Origin of the sequence: Pseudomonas retamae (assembly GCF_043496865.1) — a bacterium.
In the GTDB taxonomy this organism is placed as follows: domain Bacteria; phylum Pseudomonadota; class Gammaproteobacteria; order Pseudomonadales; family Pseudomonadaceae; genus Aquipseudomonas; species Aquipseudomonas retamae.
This window is the reverse complement of sequence record NZ_JBIEIL010000001.1, coordinates 423402-439443: the sequence shown is the minus strand read 5'-3', so window position 1 is coordinate 439443 and position 16042 is coordinate 423402. Positions and strand designations below refer to the sequence as shown.

The 16042-nt window shown below is 59.5% G+C and carries 12 protein-coding genes; 8 read left to right on the top strand and 4 right to left on the bottom strand.

All coding sequences use genetic code 11. The features are described from left to right. Positions 1-43 precede the first annotated feature (43 nt). From ACGSLL_RS01785 to ACGSLL_RS01765, 5 genes are read left to right on the top strand one after another with little or no spacing between them, the layout of a single operon-like run. Positions 44-3535 carry a response regulator gene (locus tag ACGSLL_RS01785; protein WP_394502574.1) on the top strand — a complete coding sequence of 1164 codons (3492 nt, stop codon included), beginning with the start codon at positions 44-46 and terminating at the stop codon, positions 3533-3535. Next, complete coding sequence (locus ACGSLL_RS01780) at positions 3535-4368, top strand: CheR family methyltransferase (RefSeq protein ID WP_394502572.1); 834 nt, start codon at positions 3535-3537, stop codon at positions 4366-4368. Before ACGSLL_RS01785 ends, ACGSLL_RS01780 begins: the two co-directional genes overlap by 1 nt. After that, the gene (locus tag ACGSLL_RS01775; protein ID WP_394502570.1) at positions 4365-4958 is read left to right on the top strand and encodes a chemotaxis protein CheB; all 594 of its coding nucleotides are present in this window, start codon (positions 4365-4367) and stop codon (positions 4956-4958) included. The genes ACGSLL_RS01780 and ACGSLL_RS01775 overlap by 4 nt, the downstream gene beginning before the upstream one ends. Next, a complete protein-coding gene (locus ACGSLL_RS01770) occupies positions 4952-6166 on the top strand; it encodes a hybrid sensor histidine kinase/response regulator (protein WP_394502568.1) in 1215 nt (404 codons plus the stop codon). The genes ACGSLL_RS01775 and ACGSLL_RS01770 overlap by 7 nt, the downstream gene beginning before the upstream one ends. Positions 6167-6210: 44 nt before the next feature. Further along, a complete protein-coding gene (locus tag ACGSLL_RS01765) occupies positions 6211-6588 on the top strand; it encodes a response regulator (protein ID WP_039761562.1) in 378 nt (125 codons plus the stop codon). Between the two features lie 36 nt (positions 6589-6624). On the opposite strand, the gene ACGSLL_RS01760 is transcribed toward ACGSLL_RS01765, so the two are convergent. From ACGSLL_RS01760 to ACGSLL_RS01750, 3 genes are all read right to left on the bottom strand, one after another. Then, a complete protein-coding gene (locus ACGSLL_RS01760; protein WP_394502565.1) occupies positions 6625-8295 on the bottom strand; it encodes an ATP-binding protein in 1671 nt (556 codons plus the stop codon). Beyond that, positions 8292-9794 (bottom strand): ATPase domain-containing protein, encoded by a 1503-nt coding sequence (locus ACGSLL_RS01755; RefSeq protein WP_208937475.1) that lies wholly within the window; start codon positions 9792-9794, stop codon positions 8292-8294. Before ACGSLL_RS01755 ends, ACGSLL_RS01760 begins: the two co-directional genes overlap by 4 nt. 123 nt (positions 9795-9917) lie before the next feature. Continuing rightward, positions 9918-10973, bottom strand: a complete 1056-nt coding sequence (locus ACGSLL_RS01750) for a tetratricopeptide repeat protein (protein WP_394502562.1) — start codon at positions 10971-10973, stop codon at positions 9918-9920. Between the two features lie 171 nt (positions 10974-11144). On the opposite strand from ACGSLL_RS01750, the gene ACGSLL_RS01745 reads away from it, so the two are divergent. From ACGSLL_RS01745 to ACGSLL_RS01735, 3 genes are read left to right on the top strand one after another with little or no spacing between them, the layout of a single operon-like run. Next, on the top strand, positions 11145-13280 hold the full coding sequence (locus tag ACGSLL_RS01745) for an FUSC family protein (RefSeq protein ID WP_394502560.1): 2136 nt from the start codon (positions 11145-11147) through the stop codon (positions 13278-13280). Continuing rightward, complete coding sequence (locus ACGSLL_RS01740; RefSeq protein WP_394502558.1) at positions 13270-13470, top strand: DUF1656 domain-containing protein; 201 nt, start codon at positions 13270-13272, stop codon at positions 13468-13470. Before ACGSLL_RS01745 ends, ACGSLL_RS01740 begins: the two co-directional genes overlap by 11 nt. Positions 13471-13473: 3 nt before the next feature. Further along, on the top strand, positions 13474-14439 hold the full coding sequence (locus ACGSLL_RS01735) for an HlyD family efflux transporter periplasmic adaptor subunit (RefSeq protein ID WP_394502556.1): 966 nt from the start codon (positions 13474-13476) through the stop codon (positions 14437-14439). 160 nt (positions 14440-14599) lie between these two features. On the opposite strand, the gene ACGSLL_RS01730 is transcribed toward ACGSLL_RS01735, so the two are convergent. Further along, a complete protein-coding gene (locus ACGSLL_RS01730; protein ID WP_394502554.1) occupies positions 14600-15976 on the bottom strand; it encodes an aspartate aminotransferase family protein in 1377 nt (458 codons plus the stop codon). Positions 15977-16042 lie beyond the last annotated feature (66 nt).

Below are 16042 nucleotides of genomic sequence, written 5' to 3'. Positions count from 1 at the left end.
CGGGCAAACTCCACGTTTTTCAACAGTTCGACAAGGCTGCCTCATGTCCTCTCCGTCTTCGGTTGATGAACAACGGTTTCGCAAACTCCTGACTCGCAACATCAGCCTGCCTTTGGGCGTTGGCGCACTGAGCGCCGTGTTCTTCGTGTCGCTGATCACCTATTTGCTGTCGGTCATCCAATGGGTGGAGCACACCGACCGGGTGATCAATAACGCCAACGAAGCGGTGAAACTCACCGTGGACCTGGAAACCGGCATGCGCGGCTATTTGCTCAGCGGTGACGAGCATTTCCTCGACCCATACGAGACTGCCAAGCCGCGCATCGCCGTGGCGCTCAATACTCTGCTTGAGCTGACCGCCGACAACCCGGTGCAGACGGATCGTTTGCGCCGCCTGCAGGCATTGCAGGTCGAATGGGCTAATTACGCGCAATCGATGATCGATCTGCAACGCAGCAGCGGCGATTATCGCGGCGCGGTCAAGGCCGGGCGCGGCAAGCGCCTGACCGACGAAATCCGCAAACAGTTCGAAGACGTCATCGAAACCGAACAAGTGTTGCGCGCCACGCGCAATGAAGATGTGCGGCGTACCACGATCTGGAGCATCAGCCTTTATCTGCTGTTTATCGGCGTGATCAGTGGCTTGCTGGCGTATGTCGGTCGCCGCGATCTGGTCAATCTTTCGCAGAGCTATAGCGCGACTTTGGCGGCCCAAGAGGCCAGTGCCGAGCGTCTGGAAAAACAGGCGTGGTTGCGCAACGGCCAGACACAACTGGCCGAGCAAGTGTTGGGGCAACTGACGCTGAATCTGTTGGGGCGCAATATTCTGCAATTCTGCGCGCAGTATCTGGGCAGCGCCGTGGCCGCGTTGTACGTGCGCGAAGAGCACGGCGGACTGAAACGCGTAGCCACTTACGGGTTCTCCCGTGAACAGGAAGAGCAGGACCAGGCAATATTCAGTGGCGAAGGCATCGTTGGCCAGGTCGCGCAGCAGGCGCGGCTGATTCGTCTGGATTCGGTGCCGAGCGATTACTTCAAAGTCAGTTCCGGCCTGGGCGAGGGCTTGCCGCACAGTGTCGTGGTGGTGCCGACCAGCGAGGATGAGCGCGTCAACGGCGTGATCGAGCTGGGCTTCCTGCGTCCGCTGAACCAGCGCGACATCGAATTGCTGGAACTGATTGCCGGCAACATCGGCACATCGATCGAAGCGGCGCGTTACCGTCAGCGCCTGCAGGAAGTCCTCGCCGAAACCCAGCAGCTCAATGAAGAGTTGCAAGTTCAGCAGGAAGAATTGAAAACCGCCAACGAAGAGCTGGAAGAACAGTCGCGGATTCTCAAGGAATCCCAGGCGCATCTGGAAACCCAGCAGGTCGAACTGGAACAGACCAACGAGCAACTTGCCGAACAGGCGCAGACCCTGGCCGAGCAGCGCGATGCCATGGACCAGAAAAACACCGAGCTCAATCAGGCCCAGGTGCAACTGGAAGAACGCGCCGAAGAATTGCAGCGTTCGAGCAAATACAAGTCCGAATTCCTCGCCAACATGTCCCACGAATTGCGCACGCCGTTGAACAGCTCGCTGATTCTGGCCAAGTTGCTGGCAGAGAACCCGCAGGAAAACCTCAGCGCCGAGCAGGTCAAGTTTGCCGAGTCGATCTATTCCGCCGGCAACGACTTGCTCAACCTGATCAACGACATTCTGGATATTTCCAAGGTCGAGGCGGGCAAGCTTGAAGTGCTGCCGGAAAACACCAGCGTCGGGCGCCTGGCCGAAGGTCTGCGCAATATGTTCGAGCCGTTGGCCGCAGACAAACAGTTGGCCTTTACTGTCGACCTGCAGCCGGGTGCGCCGGCCATGTTGTACACCGACCGCCAGCGTCTGGAGCAAGTGATCAAGAACCTGCTGTCGAACGCATTGAAGTTCACCGAAAAGGGTTCGGTGAGCTTGACCATCGCCGGCCAACCCGACGACCGTATTGCATTCATCGTTCGCGATTCGGGCATCGGTATTGCGCCCGACCAACAGGAAAGCATCTTCGAAGCGTTCCGCCAGGCCGATGGCACCACCAACCGCAAATACGGTGGCACCGGTCTGGGCTTGTCGATCTCCCGTGATCTGGCAACCTTGCTTGGCGGCTCGATCAGCGTCAGCAGCACGCCGGGGCAGGGCAGTGTGTTCACGCTGCTGCTGCCAACTCAATACAGCGAGTCTGCTGAAGTGGCCTCGGCGCCGTTGACCTTCACGCCGCCTGCGCCAGCAGCGCCCGCAGCGCCGGCGCTCAATGTGTCACCGCTGGCCCCGGTGCACATTCCGCGTTTCGCCGATGACCGTGACAAGGCACCGTTCAACACACGCTGCATTCTGGTGGTAGAAGACGAACCGAATTTCGCCCACATCCTTTACGACCTCGCGCACGAGCTGGGTTATCAGTGCCTGGTCGCCCACGGTGCCGACGAAGGCTACGATCTGGCCAAAGAGTTCGTCCCGGATGCGATCCTGCTCGACATGCGCCTGCCGGACCACTCGGGTCTGACCGTGCTGCAACGCCTCAAGGAACACGCCGGCACCCGGCACATCCCGGTGCACGTGATTTCCGTCGAAGACCGCGTCGAAGCAGCGATGCACATGGGCGCCATCGGCTATGCGGTCAAACCGACCACCCGCGAAGAGCTCAAAGACGTATTCGCCCGTCTCGAAGCCAAGCTGACGCAGAAGGTCAAACGCGTGCTGCTGGTCGAGGATGACGATCTGCAACGCGAAAGCATCGCGCGGCTGATTGGCGATGAAGACATTGAAATCACCGCGGTGGGCCTGGCCCAGGATGCGCTGGAGCTGCTGCGCACGACGATCTACGATTGCATGGTCATCGATCTGAAGTTGCCGGACATGCTCGGCAATGACCTGCTCAAGCGCATGTCCACCGAGGACATCTGCTCGTTCCCGCCGGTGATTGTCTACACCGGGCGCAACCTGACCCGCGACGAGGAATCCGAGCTGCGCAAGTATTCGCGCTCGATCATCATCAAGGGCGCACGCTCGCCGGAGCGCTTGCTCGATGAGGTCACACTCTTTCTGCACAAAGTCGAATCGCAGTTGTCCCATGAACGGCAGAAGATGCTCAAGACCGCACGCAGCCGCGACAAAGTCTTCGAGGGCCGCAAGGTGCTGTTGGTGGACGATGATGTGCGCAACATTTTCGCCCTGACCAGTGCCCTGGAGACCAAAGGCGCAGTCGTGGTGATCGGCCGTAACGGTCGTGAAGCGATTGATAAACTCAACGAAGTCGAGGACATCGATCTGGTGTTGATGGACGTGATGATGCCGGAAATGGACGGCTTTGAAGCCACCATTGAAATCCGCAAGGATCCGCGCTGGCGCAAGCTGCCAATCATCGCGGTCACGGCCAAGGCCATGAAGGACGATCAGGAGCGCTGCCTGCAGGCGGGCGCCAATGATTATCTGGCCAAGCCCATCGACCTGGATCGTCTGTTCTCACTGATTCGTGTGTGGTTACCGAAAATGGAACGCATTTAGTGGAACGCAGTACACCCGCCGAACGAAACAGCGAAATCGAGCTGCGCCTGCTGATCGAGGCGATTTATCTCAAATACAGCTACGATTTTCGCGATTACTCCGGCGCTTCGATCAAGCGCCGGGTGCAACACGCGTTGAGCCAGTTCGAGTGCGCGACGATTTCGGCGCTACAGGAAAAAGTGCTGCATGACCCGACGGCGTTCATGCAGCTGCTGCAGCTGCTAACGATTCCGGTCAGCGAGATGTTTCGCGACCCTTCGCACTTTCTCGCCATCCGCAACGAAGTGGTGCCGCTGCTGCGCACCTATCCTTCGCTGAAAATCTGGATTGCTGGCTGCAGCACGGGTGAGGAGGTCTATTCGATGGCGATTCTGCTGCGCGAAGAAGGCCTGCTCGATCGCACGATCATTTATGCCACGGACATCAACCCTCGCTCGCTGGACAAGGCCAAGCAGGGCATTTTCTCGATGGAGAATGTCCGCGCCTACACCGCCAATTATCAGCAGGCCGGTGGTCAGCGCTCATTCGCCGACTACTACACGGCGGCCTATGGCTACGCGATGTTTGACAAGACCCTGTGCGAGAACGTGACGTTTGCCGACCACAGTCTGGCCACTGACAGCGTGTTCTCGGAAACCCACTTGATTTCCTGCCGCAACGTGCTGATCTATTTCAACAAGAAGCTGCAGGATCGGGCCTTCGGGCTGTTTCATGAATCGCTGTGTCACCGCGGCTTTCTGGTGCTGGGCAGCAAAGAGACGCTGGATTTTTCCAACTATGCCAACCGGTTCGAAGCGCTGGTGAAGCAAGAACGGATCTACCGCAAAACATGAACGAAACGGCGGTTTTGCCTCGTGTCGAGGCCGTTGTGGTCGGAGCTTCCGCCGGTGGCGTCGAGGCGCTGCTGAGCCTGCTCGGGCCGCTGCGCCGTGGCTTCAGATTGCCGATCGTTGTGGTGTTGCACCTGCCTGAAGAACGCCGTAGCCAATTGGCCGAGGTCTTCGCCCGACGTTTGCAAATGCCCGTGATCGAAGCCGCCGACAAGCAGGATATCGAAGCCGGCACGGTGTATTTCGCCACGCCCGGTTATCACCTTTCGATCGAAATTGACCGTAGCTTTTCCTTGAGTCAGGAAGACCGTTTGCACCATTCGCGGCCCTCGATCGATTTCCTGTTCGAGTCCGCCGCCGACGTCTACGGAGCGACGCTGGCCGCTGTTTTACTGACCGGTGCCAATCACGATGGCGCCCGCGGCCTGGCTTACGTCAAGCGTTGCGGTGGTTTGACCATCGTCCAGGACCCCAACGAAGCGCAGGTCGCCACCATGCCTCAGGCTGCAATGAACATTCGGCAGCCGGATCATGTCCTACCCATTCACGACATCAGCGGTCTGCTTGTCGAGCTGGAACGAATCGCATGCTAAGTAACATCCAAGCCAAACTGCTGATCGTCGATGATCTGCCGGAGAATCTGCTGGCACTCGAAGCGCTGATCAAGCGCGAAGACCGCACGGTCTACAAAGCCCTGTCAGCGGATGAGGCGTTGTCGTTGCTGCTGCAACACGAGTTCGCCATGGCCATTCTCGATGTGCAGATGCCGGGCATGAACGGCTTCGAACTCGCCGAATTGATGCGCGGCACCGAGAAAACCAAGAACATCCCGATCATTTTCGTCAGCGCCGCCGGCCGTGAACTGAACTACGCGTTCAAAGGCTATGAGAGCGGGGCGGTGGACTTTCTGCACAAACCGCTGGATATCCATGCGGTGAAAAGCAAGGTCAACGTGTTCGTCGATCTGTATCGCCAAAGCAAAGCGTTGAAGCAACAGCTCGAAGCGCTCGAACAGGCTCGTCGCGAACAGGAAGCTTTGTTGCAACAACTGCAAAGCACTCAGGCCGACCTCGAGCAGGCCGTGCGCATGCGCGACGACTTCATGTCGATCGTCGCCCACGAAGTGCGCACGCCGCTGAACGGTCTGATCCTTGAAACCCAGCTGCGCAAAATGCACCTGGCCCGCGACAACGCTTCGGCGTTCACCCTCGACAAGATGCACGCGATGGTTGATCGCGATGAGCGGCAGATCAAAAGCCTGATTCGCCTGATAGAAGACATGCTCGACGTGTCGCGCATTCGCACCGGCAAGTTGTCGATCCGCCCGAGCCGTTTCGATCTGGTGCAACTGGTGAGCAATCTGCTGCAGAACTTCGCTCAACAAATCGAGGCCGCCGAGACCGAAGTGTCGTTGACCGTATTCGGCCCCGTGGAAGGTTACTGGGACGAGTTCCGTATCGAGCAAGTGGTCTCGAATCTGCTGACCAATGCCTTGCGTTATGGCGGCCGAAGCCCGATTCAGGTGCGCGTCTACCGTGAGGGCGAGGAAGCGCGAATCGAAGTCCAGGACCACGGCATCGGCATCAGCAAAGAGAACCAGAAGCGCATTTTCCAACAGTTCGAACGGGTTTCCGCCAAGACGGTAGTGGCCGGGCTCGGGCTGGGTCTGTTCATTTCCGAGCAGATCGTCGCCGCCCATGGCGGCTCCATCGTCGTCGAAAGTGAAATCAACGAAGGCGCCCTGTTTCGCGTTTGTCTGCCAATCCAGGAAAACGGCATATCCGACGCAACCTCTGATTGACCGCACGGTCGTATCAGCAGCTATTGACCGAACAAAGGCTTCCCATGAGCGTAGATGCACAAGATGTAGTACTCGTCGTCGAAGACGAACCGGTTATCTTGATGGTTCTGACGGATTATCTGTCGGGGCAGGGCTATCGCGTGTTGCAGGCGGAAAACGGTGAGCAGGCGTTCGAAATTCTGGCGAGCAAGCCGCACCTGGACATGTTGATCACTGATTTTCGTTTGCCGGGCGGAATCTCCGGCGTGCAGATCGCCGAGCCCGCCGTCAAACTGCGCCCGGATCTGAAAGTGATCTTCATCAGTGGTTATCCGCAGGAAATCCGCGAGACCGGTAGCCCGATCACCAACAAGGCTCCCATTCTGGAGAAACCCTTCGATCTGGACGTGCTGCAGGAAAAGATACAGGAATTGCTGGCCTGACTGCCTGGCCCGCTTGCGCGGGCCGTGGATTGCCAGTCAGTTCTTGATCATCTCGCGTACCTTGGCGGTGAGCAGATCGAAGGTGAACGGCTTGGTGATCATCTGCATGCCAGAGTCCAGAAACCCGCCGCGCACTGCCGCGTGCTCGGCGTAACCGGTGATGAACAGCACCTTCAGACCGGGCCGGTATTGGCGGCCGACTTCCGCCAGTTGCCGGCCATTCATGCCCGGCAAACCGACGTCGCTGATCAGCAGATCGATGCGCTGCGTCGAATTGAGGAACGGCAGCGCTGTGTCGGCGTCGCCTGCCTCAACGTAGGCATAACCCAGCTCGCTGAGCACAGCACAGACCAGAACGCGCACCGCTGGATCATCCTCGACGATCAGTACGGTTTCGCCATCCAGCGCATCCGGCGAATGCTCAACGTCTTTATCGTCGCTGACCATCTCTTCACCGCGAAAGCGCGGCAGGTAGAGTTTTACCGTAGTGCCTTGATCGATTTCGCTTTCGATCGAAACATGGCCGCGCGACTGCTTGCTGAACCCGTAAATCATCGACAGGCCCAAGCCTGTGCCCTGGCCGATCGGTTTGGTGGTGAAAAACGGATCGAAGGCACGGCTCATGACACTTTGCGGCATGCCGCAGCCGTTATCGGTGACGCTGAGCATCACGTAATCACCAGGCTCGAGATTACTGTAGGCCTCAGTGAAATCGCGATGCAGCACCTGATTGCTGGTCTCGACCACCAGTTTGCCGCCGTCGGGCATGGCATCACGGGCGTTGATCACCAGGTTGAGCAGGGCGCTTTCCAGTTGATTGGGGTCGGCTTCCGCGATCCAGAGGTTTTCATCCAGACGCATCTCCAGATGAATGCTTTCATTGAGGCTGCGCTGCAATAACTCGCCCATCGACAGCACCAGGGTGTTCATCTGTACGGCTTTGGAGTCCAGCGACTGGCGACGCGAAAAAGCCAGCAGACGATGGGTCAGGCCGGCAGCGCGGTTGGCTGAGGTGACGCCCAGATCGATCAGGCTGTCGAGATCTTCGGTGCGCCCACGGGCCAGGCGCCGACGGATCAATTCGAGGCTGCCGATGATCCCGGTAAGCATGTTGTTGAAGTCGTGCGCGATGCCGCCGGTGAGCTGGCCAACCGCTTCCATTTTCTGCGACTGGCGCAACGCTTCTTCGTTGTGGCGCAGCTGCGCGGTGCGCTCCTCGACCTGTTGCTCAAGGGTTTCGAGGGTCGATTGCAGGCGCCGTTCGCTTTCGCTCAGGTCGATCAGGCGATCGCGCGCTTCATATTGTCGTCGTCGCCCACGCAATGCGGCGGAGACCATACTGACCAGCGTCACCGGATGAAAAGGCCGTTCAAGGAAACTCACGTTACCGAGCAGATCACTCAGTCTGGATGACGGTCCCTGTTCCTGACCGCCGTGGTGGGTCAACAGAATGATCGGCAGATCCGACCACGCCGGTTGCTGTTCCAGCCAGGCGAACAGCGTTTCCATTTCCGGTCCGCGCAGGGCCTCGGCGGCGACCAGCAGCAAACCTGCACCCAGGTCCAGTTGCGTACACAACTCACCGAGAGCGGGAGTGACGACGCCACCGTAACCGGCCTCATTGAGAATCTTCAGCGCAATCTGACTGTCGCGACCCAGGGGCGCCAGAATCAGCGCCCGTTCGGCCAGTGGCACCTCGAGATTCACAAGCTGTCTTCCTGAAGCAGCGGATTGTTCGCGCCGAGGTAAGTTGGAACGCCGCGCAGTACACCTTGAAACGCTTCCAGCGGTTCGCCGATGGTCATGCCGACTTTCGAGATCCGGAATTCACGAATGGTCGATTCGTGACTGCCGGTGCGTTTCTTGATGATGGAAATCGCTCGGCGGACTTTGCCCAGCGCTTCGAAATAACGCAGCAGCACCACGGTGTCAGCCAGATAGGTGATGTCGACCGGCGCTTGCATGTCACCGACCAGGCCATGCTGGGCGACCGTCATGAACGTCGCCGCGCCTTTACGGTTCAGGTACAGCAACAGTTCGTGCATGTGCAGGACCAGCGCGTTTTCTTCCGGCATTGCAGCCTGATAGCCGTTGATGCTGTCGATCACCACCGTCTTGATTTCGCGCTCGTCGACGCAACGCCGCACACGATGGGAGAACTCGCCCGGCGACAGTTCGGCAGCGTCCACCTGTTCGATCAGCAGATTGCCGGTGGCTTGCAGCGCCTTGAGGTCGATACCGATGTTTTTCATCCGTTCATGCAGCAGGCCGAGTTCTTCGTCGAAGATAAACAGCGCAGCCTTTTCACCACGACCGACCGCGGCTGCGGCGAAGATCATCGAGATCAGCGACTTGCCGGTACCGGCAGGACCAAGAATCAGCGTGCTGGAGCCGGTCTCGATGCCGCCGCCGAGCAGCGCGTCCATTTCCTTGATGCCGCTGGACAGCTGCAACCGCGCGTACTCGCCACGGTGTTCGGCCGCTACCAGACGGGGGAACACATGCACGCCGTCACCCATGATGGTGAAATCATGGAAACCGCCGCGATACTTCTGCCCACGGTATTTGACCACCCGCACGCGTCGCCGCTCGGCGCCGTAGGTCGGCGTCAGTTCCTCAAGGCGAATCACCCCGTGAGCAACACTGTGCACGGTCTTATCGAGGGATTCGGTTGTCAGGTCGTCAAGCAGCACCACGGTTGCGTTATAACGCACGAAATAATGCTTGATGGCCAGGATCTGCCGGCGATAACGCAGGGAGCTTTGCGCCAGCAAGCGTATCTCGGAAAGGCTGTCGAGCACCACGCGGGTCGGCTTGAAACGCTCGACCGCTTCGAAAATCTGCTTGGTCGCCTCGCCCAATTCCAGGTCGGAGGAGTACAGCAGACTTTGCTGATGCTCGGCGTTGAGCAGGCTTTCCGGCGGCGTCAGCTCGAAGATTTCGATGTTTTCGTCCAGCGTCCAGCCGTGGGACAGCGCGCCTTGGCGCAGTTCGTGCTCGGTTTCCGAAAGCGTGATGTACAACGAGCGCTCGCCGGCTTTCGCGCCGGCCAGGAGAAAATGCAAAGCGACCGTGGTTTTGCCGGTTCCGGGCTCACCCTCCAGCAGAAACACATGACCGCGAGACAAGCCACCGGCCAGGATGTCATCCAGACCCGCAATGCCGGTAGCGGCTTTCGCACTGATCAACTCGTTAGAAGTAGACAAATAATGTCCTCTCATGACTAAGGGAAGCGCGACCATCGATGCATTGGGTCGGCCTGAATAACTTGACCTTAAGCCGTGATGGCAGTTCCGCTTATTGTTTGCGGATGTTGCGGGTTTTTACGCTCAAAGACCCTGCTGCAGCGCCGGATCGTCCGGGTTCAGCTGTTCGAGTTGCGCGAGCAGAATCTGCACATTTTGCAGCTGGCCGCTTTCTTTCCAGTAATTGATCAGCAGAACCCGAGCCTTGCGGTCGGCGGGATGGCGCTGGACGATTTCCTGTAGTTGCTTCTGCGCCGCCTCCAGTTCTTCTGCGCTGTGCAGGGTGGTGGCGAGGTCGTAGCGGTAATCCTTGTTGTCCGGTTCCAGCTCGACGGCTTTGGACAAACCGAGCAGGGCGTATTCACGCTGGCCGTGGTGCAGCAACCACAAGCCCAGGGCATGTTGCAGATAGGCCGAATCAGGCTGGGCCTTGAGTTGTCGAGCCAGCAATTGGCGGGCGGCATCGCTTTGGCCCAAGCGGTCGAGGACATCAATTTGCATGACCAGCGCCGGCAGATTACCCGGCTCCAGACGCAGCGAGTTTTCCAGGGCGACTTGCGCTTGCTTGAATTCGGCGTTGTGGATGTGCAGGCGCGCCAGTTGCGCGTAATTGCTGGCGCTTTCCGGTTGTGCCTTGAGCGTCTGTTCCCAACCATCGATGGCTTGTTGCAGCGGCGCGAAATACAGCCCCAGCTCATCAGGCGTCAGGCCGAGCAGGGCGTTGATGGCGGCAAAACGCACATTCTGATCGGCATCGTCGAGCATCGGCCCCAACAGCAGGCTGCGTTGCCCGCCCGGGACCAGCCCGACCACGCTCTTGATGGCGGCCAATCGTACTTCGGGGGCTTCATTCTGCAGGTCGGTATCCGCCAGTTTCAGCGCCTGTGGGCTCGGGTAGTTGGGCAGCTCACCGTGCAGCCATACCCGGCGTTTGACCGAGATATCCGGGCGCCCCAGTTGCTGATACAACTGGCGTGCCGCGCCCGGTTCGCCGGTACGCGCCGCGTTCAGTGCTTCACTGTAACCGTGCTTGATCGCATCGGGGATCACTGGCGTAGTGCTGCGCAGCGAAATCCAGGCCACGATGACGATAAGCACCAGGCCGAGGCTGATAAACAGATAGCGGCGAGACTGAGGCATGCAGGTTTCCGAAACAGGCGTTGTGGAGCAGAGCGGCAAGCTTCGGTCAGCGCGGGCGATCAGTCAAACCCTGTGCATGTGAATCGTCCTACAAGCTGCGTCGACTCCGTTGCGCACCAAGCTGGCGATGCAGTGTCTACGCTTGCAGAAGTCGCCTCAACGAGTGTGCCCATGCAAGCCCTGTTCATTTACTTCAAGGCTGTGATCCAACCCGGTCAGGCCGTTCTGCTGTTTGCCCTGCGTACCATTGCGGCGGGGTTGCTGACGCTGTATCTGGCGTTCGTATTCGACCTCGACCAGCCCAAGTGGTCGATCATGGCGGTGGTCATCGTCAGTCAGCCATTGGCCGGGATGGCGCTGGCGCGCAGCTTCGGCCAGGTGATCGGTACCACCCTCGGCGCGGCCGTTGCCGTGCTGATCATGGCCATTTTTCCCCAGGCGCCATTGCCCTTTATCACGACGCTCGCGCTGTGGCTGGCGCTGTGCACGGCCGGTGGCACACTGCTGCGCTACACCAGTTCGCAAGCGTTCGTGCTTAGTGGTTACACCGCGGTGGTCGTCGCGCTGCTGGCGATTCCCGATCAGGACGGCACGTTCCTGCTGGCGGTGACTCGCGTGACTGAAACCTTGCTGGCGGTGGCGTGCGTGTGCGTGGTCAGCCTGCTGACGGCGCGACCGCAAGCTGTGGCCAAGGGTTATTTCGCCAAGGTCGATCAGGTGATCAAACTGGCGGCCAGTCATGCCGCGGCGGTGCTGCGCACTGAAGAAAGCGAAGAGGATTTTCAGCGCCGCCAGCAGCAACTGCTCGGTGAAATCAGCGCACTGGAGGGATTGCGTCGTCATCTGTACTTCGATGCACCGCGTCTGCGCAGTGCGAACAATCTGGTTTTGCTGCTGGGCAATCAATTGATGCTGCTGACCTCGCGACTCACCGCATTGCGCCACCAGCGCGAACTGCTCACCGAGCGCTGGGAGGGTGATCTGCCGCTGGAGGTGCAGCGCCTGCGCAGCGAAGAACTGGCACTGCTGGACGAGCTGGCGGCGCAGGGACGCTCATTGTCCAGCGAACGCCGTCATCATTTCGTGACCTTGCAGCAGCAATTCGAAGGGCTGGCGTACGAGGCTGAACAACTGACGGAAAACATGAGCGCGACCCTGCGTTCGCTGGCCTGGGCGTTACGCTGGGAGCAGGCGCGGCTGTTGCAGCAACTCGATCAGATCCTCGAATTGAGTGATGCGATTCAGGAGGGGCGGGAGGCCAGCGTGCTCTTTCGCGGTCAGGTCAGTCCGCTGCATCTGGACTTCACCCTGGCTTCGATGAACGCGATCCGCGCGTTCACGGCGCTGCTGGTGGCCGGCTTGATCTGGATCGAAACCGCCTGGGATGGCGCACGCGGCGGAATGATTCTGGTGGGGATTCTCTGCTCGCTGATGGCGACATTTCCCCGACCGCTGATGGCCGCGCAGAGCTACGCCCGCGGCCTCGGCCTGGCGCTGGTGGTTTCGGCGCTTTATCAATTCATGCTGGTGCCGGCGATCAGTGATTTCGAACCATTGGCGTTACTGCTGGCACCGCTGCTGTATGTCATCGCGATCGGACTGGCGAATCCGGCGACGACGGGTATTGCCATGGGCCTGGGCTTGTCGAGCTTCTTGATGATCGGTCCGCAGAACGTCGGCACCGGGCAGAACACGGCGATTCAATGGTTCGAGTTCGCTGGCGCCTACGTCAGTGCGGCGATGCTCGCGCTGTTGGTCTACGCGTGGATCTTCCCGTTTCGCCCGGCATTGCGCTTGAGCCGCTTGTATAACGAAGCGCGCGAACAGGTGTATGCGCTGAGCAAAACCCCAGCAACCGATGAGGAACAATTTGCCTTCGAAAGCCGTATGGTGGATCGCCTGACCAGCATGCTCGGCCTGCTGCCCGCCGCCAACGGTCGGGAGACACAACGACTGTATGAAATCAGCCTGGCATGCGTGGCGCTGGGTGTGGCGATGCACCAATTGCGGCAGCAGGCACAAAACAATGCGTTGCTCAATGACGCGTTCAGTCAGCATCTGGCGTCTGCGCTGCGCAAGACCGGGCGTTTTGTCGCCGGGCGCGAGGATGTAAAACTGGCGCCACTGCTGACGACGCTGCGTACCTTGGGCGACGAACTGGACGATTTGCACGTCGCCAGCCATGAACATTTGTGGTCGGTATTTCGTATGCGTGTGGCTCTGCTGATTATCGTGTCATTCCTGCAGCGTCACGGTGAATTCATCGAACGCTCGATTGCGGAAGGAGAACCGGCCCTTGCCCATTGATTTCGAGATTGGCGGTGTGTACCTGCCGCCCATTACCCAGGCTTTGTTGTTGGCCATACCGATATTCATGGTGCTCGACTGGGGGCTGCGCCGTCTCGGCGTGCTGCGGCGGGTCTGGCACGAAGCGCTGTTCGAAGGCGCCTTGTATGCGTGCGTCTGTGCGACGCTGATTCTGTTGATGGGAGCCTGAGCCTTGAAAGTGTTATTTGCGCGTTTGGTCACATTGGCGGTGGTGGGGCTGGCCATCGTGCTGGGCTGGTTTGCCTGGGAGTATTACACACGTGCACCGTGGACTCGGGATGCGCGGGTGAGGGCGGATGTGGTGACGCTGTCGGCGGATGTTTCAGGGCGCATTGTCAGCCTGGCGGTGCAGGACAACCAGCATGTCGACAAGGGGCAACTGCTGATGGAGATCGATCCGGCGCGCTATCGCCTGGCGGTGGAGCATGCGCGCCGCTCAGTGGAAGTTGCCCGGGCATCGCTGGGCCAGTCGCAAGCGGCCATCGTCGCCAGCGAAGCCTTGCTCAAGCAGCGCCAGAGCGAGGAGCGTCGGCGGCGCAAGCTCAAACAGGGTTTTGCGATTTCCGGTGAAGAGTGGGAGAAATCCAGTACCGATGTGGCAGTGGCCCAGGCGGATCTGTTGCGCAATCAGGCCAATCTCGGCCTGGCCGAGGCCAATGTGCAGTTGGCGGTCGCCGCACTGACACAGGCCGAACTTGATCTGCAGCGTACCCGCGTCGAGTCGCCGGTCAGCGGCTATGTCACCAACCTGTTGACCCGTCAGGGCGACTATGCGACAGCGGGTGGTGCGTTGATGGCGCTGGTCGACAGTGATTCGTTCTATATCAGCGGTTACTTCGAGGAAACAAAATTGCCGCGCATCAGCGAGGGTGATCGAGTACGTGTGCAATTGATGAGCGGGGGAACCTTTGGCGGTACGGTGCAGAGCATTGCCTTCGCCATTGCCGACCGGGAAAACGCACCGGGTAGCCGGCTGCTGGCCAATATCAACCCGAGTTACACCTGGGTGAAACTGGCGCAGCGGGTGCCAGTGCGGATCGAGATCGATGGCGACTATGCCGGGAAGAGCCGTTTGCGTGCGGGTACGACTGCTACCGTGACGGTGCTTGAGGACCATAGCTCAGAGGTGCGCCGTTAGCCCTTGCGGGACTTGCCTGCAAGCGATGGGATCGAGCATCGTCATCGCCAGCAGGCTGGCTCAACGGATAGACTGCGGTCCAACTGAACGAATGCGATCAAAGGGTGGGAGCTTGCCTGCAAGCGATGGCGACGGTTCGGCCACGCATCACTTCAGGCAATCACAACACACCAAACTCCTGCGCCGTTCTATCCACCGCAATCCGCGTCTTGTCGATCAATTCATCGAGCTCCCGACGTGTGGCTATCAGCGCTGGCGCCATGATCATCCGCCCGAGCGTCGAGCGAATGATCAAGCCCTCCTCAAAGCCGATCGTACGGCAGCGCCAGGCAATGTCGTTTTCGTTGGCAAAGCGTTTGCGGCTGGCCTTGTCTTCGGCGAACTGCAGCGCCGCCACTAGCCCCACACCTTGAATTTCACCGACCAGCGGATGATTGCCAAACACTTCGCGCAAACAGTTTTGCAAGTACGGACCGGTGTCGGTCCTGACTTGGCTGACCACGCCTTCGTCGCGCAATGCCTTGAGATTGGCGATCGCCACCGCTGCTGCCACCGGGTGTCCGGAGTACGTCAGGCCGTGGGCAAAGACGCCACCTTTTTCCACCAGCGCTTCGGCCATGCGCCGCGAGAGGATCAAGCCACCCATGGGGATGTAACCGGAGGTCAGGCCTTTGGCAATCGACAAGGTATCAGGCTCAAACCCGAACGCCTCATGCGCAAACCATTCACCAGTACGGCCGAACCCACCGATCACTTCGTCTGCGCAGAGCAACACATCGTATTGACGGCAGATGCGCTGAATTTCCGGCCAGTAAGTGGCCGGCGGAATGATCATGCCGCCCGCACCCTGAAACGGTTCGGCGACGAATGCGGCGACCTTGTCGGCACCCAGTTCAAGGATTTTGTCTTCCAGCTGTCGCGCTGCACGCAGGCCGAATTCCTCCGGGCTCAGATCGCCTTCGTGGGCGAACCAGTACGGCTCATCAATGTGCGCAACGTCGGGAATGCTACCGCCCATTTCATGCATGAATTTCATCCCGCCCAACGCCGTCGCCGCGAGGGTCGAGCCGTGGTAGCCGTTCCAGCGGCCAATCATGACTTTCTTCTCGGGCTTGCCCATGACCTGCCAGAACTTGCGCACGGTGCGGATCAGCACCTCGTTAGCCTCGGAACCAGAGTTGGTGTAGATCGCGTGGCTGTAGTGTTTGGGCAGCAGGCTGAAGAGCAGCTCCGAGAGCTCGATCACCGCCGGGTGAGTCGTGTGGAAGAACATGTTGTAGTAGGGCAGTTGCTCCAGCTGTTTCGCTGCCGCGGCGGCCAGATCCTTGCGCCCGTAACCAAGGTTGGTGCACCACAGTCCGGACATTCCGTCCAGATAACGTTTGCCGTCGTTGTCCCATAGGGCCAGCCGATGACCGCTGACCATCACCCGCGGGCCTTCTTCGTTGAGCGCTTTCTGGTCGACGAAGGCGTGAATGTGATGAGCGGCGTCGGCAGCCTGATAGTCGCGGGTCGAACGGTTGAGTTCAGCGGGCATGGCGGTTCTCCAGAGGAATGGAAGGGCGCGTGCGCTCAATCCAGCGCTGCACAACTGAAGTTTTGT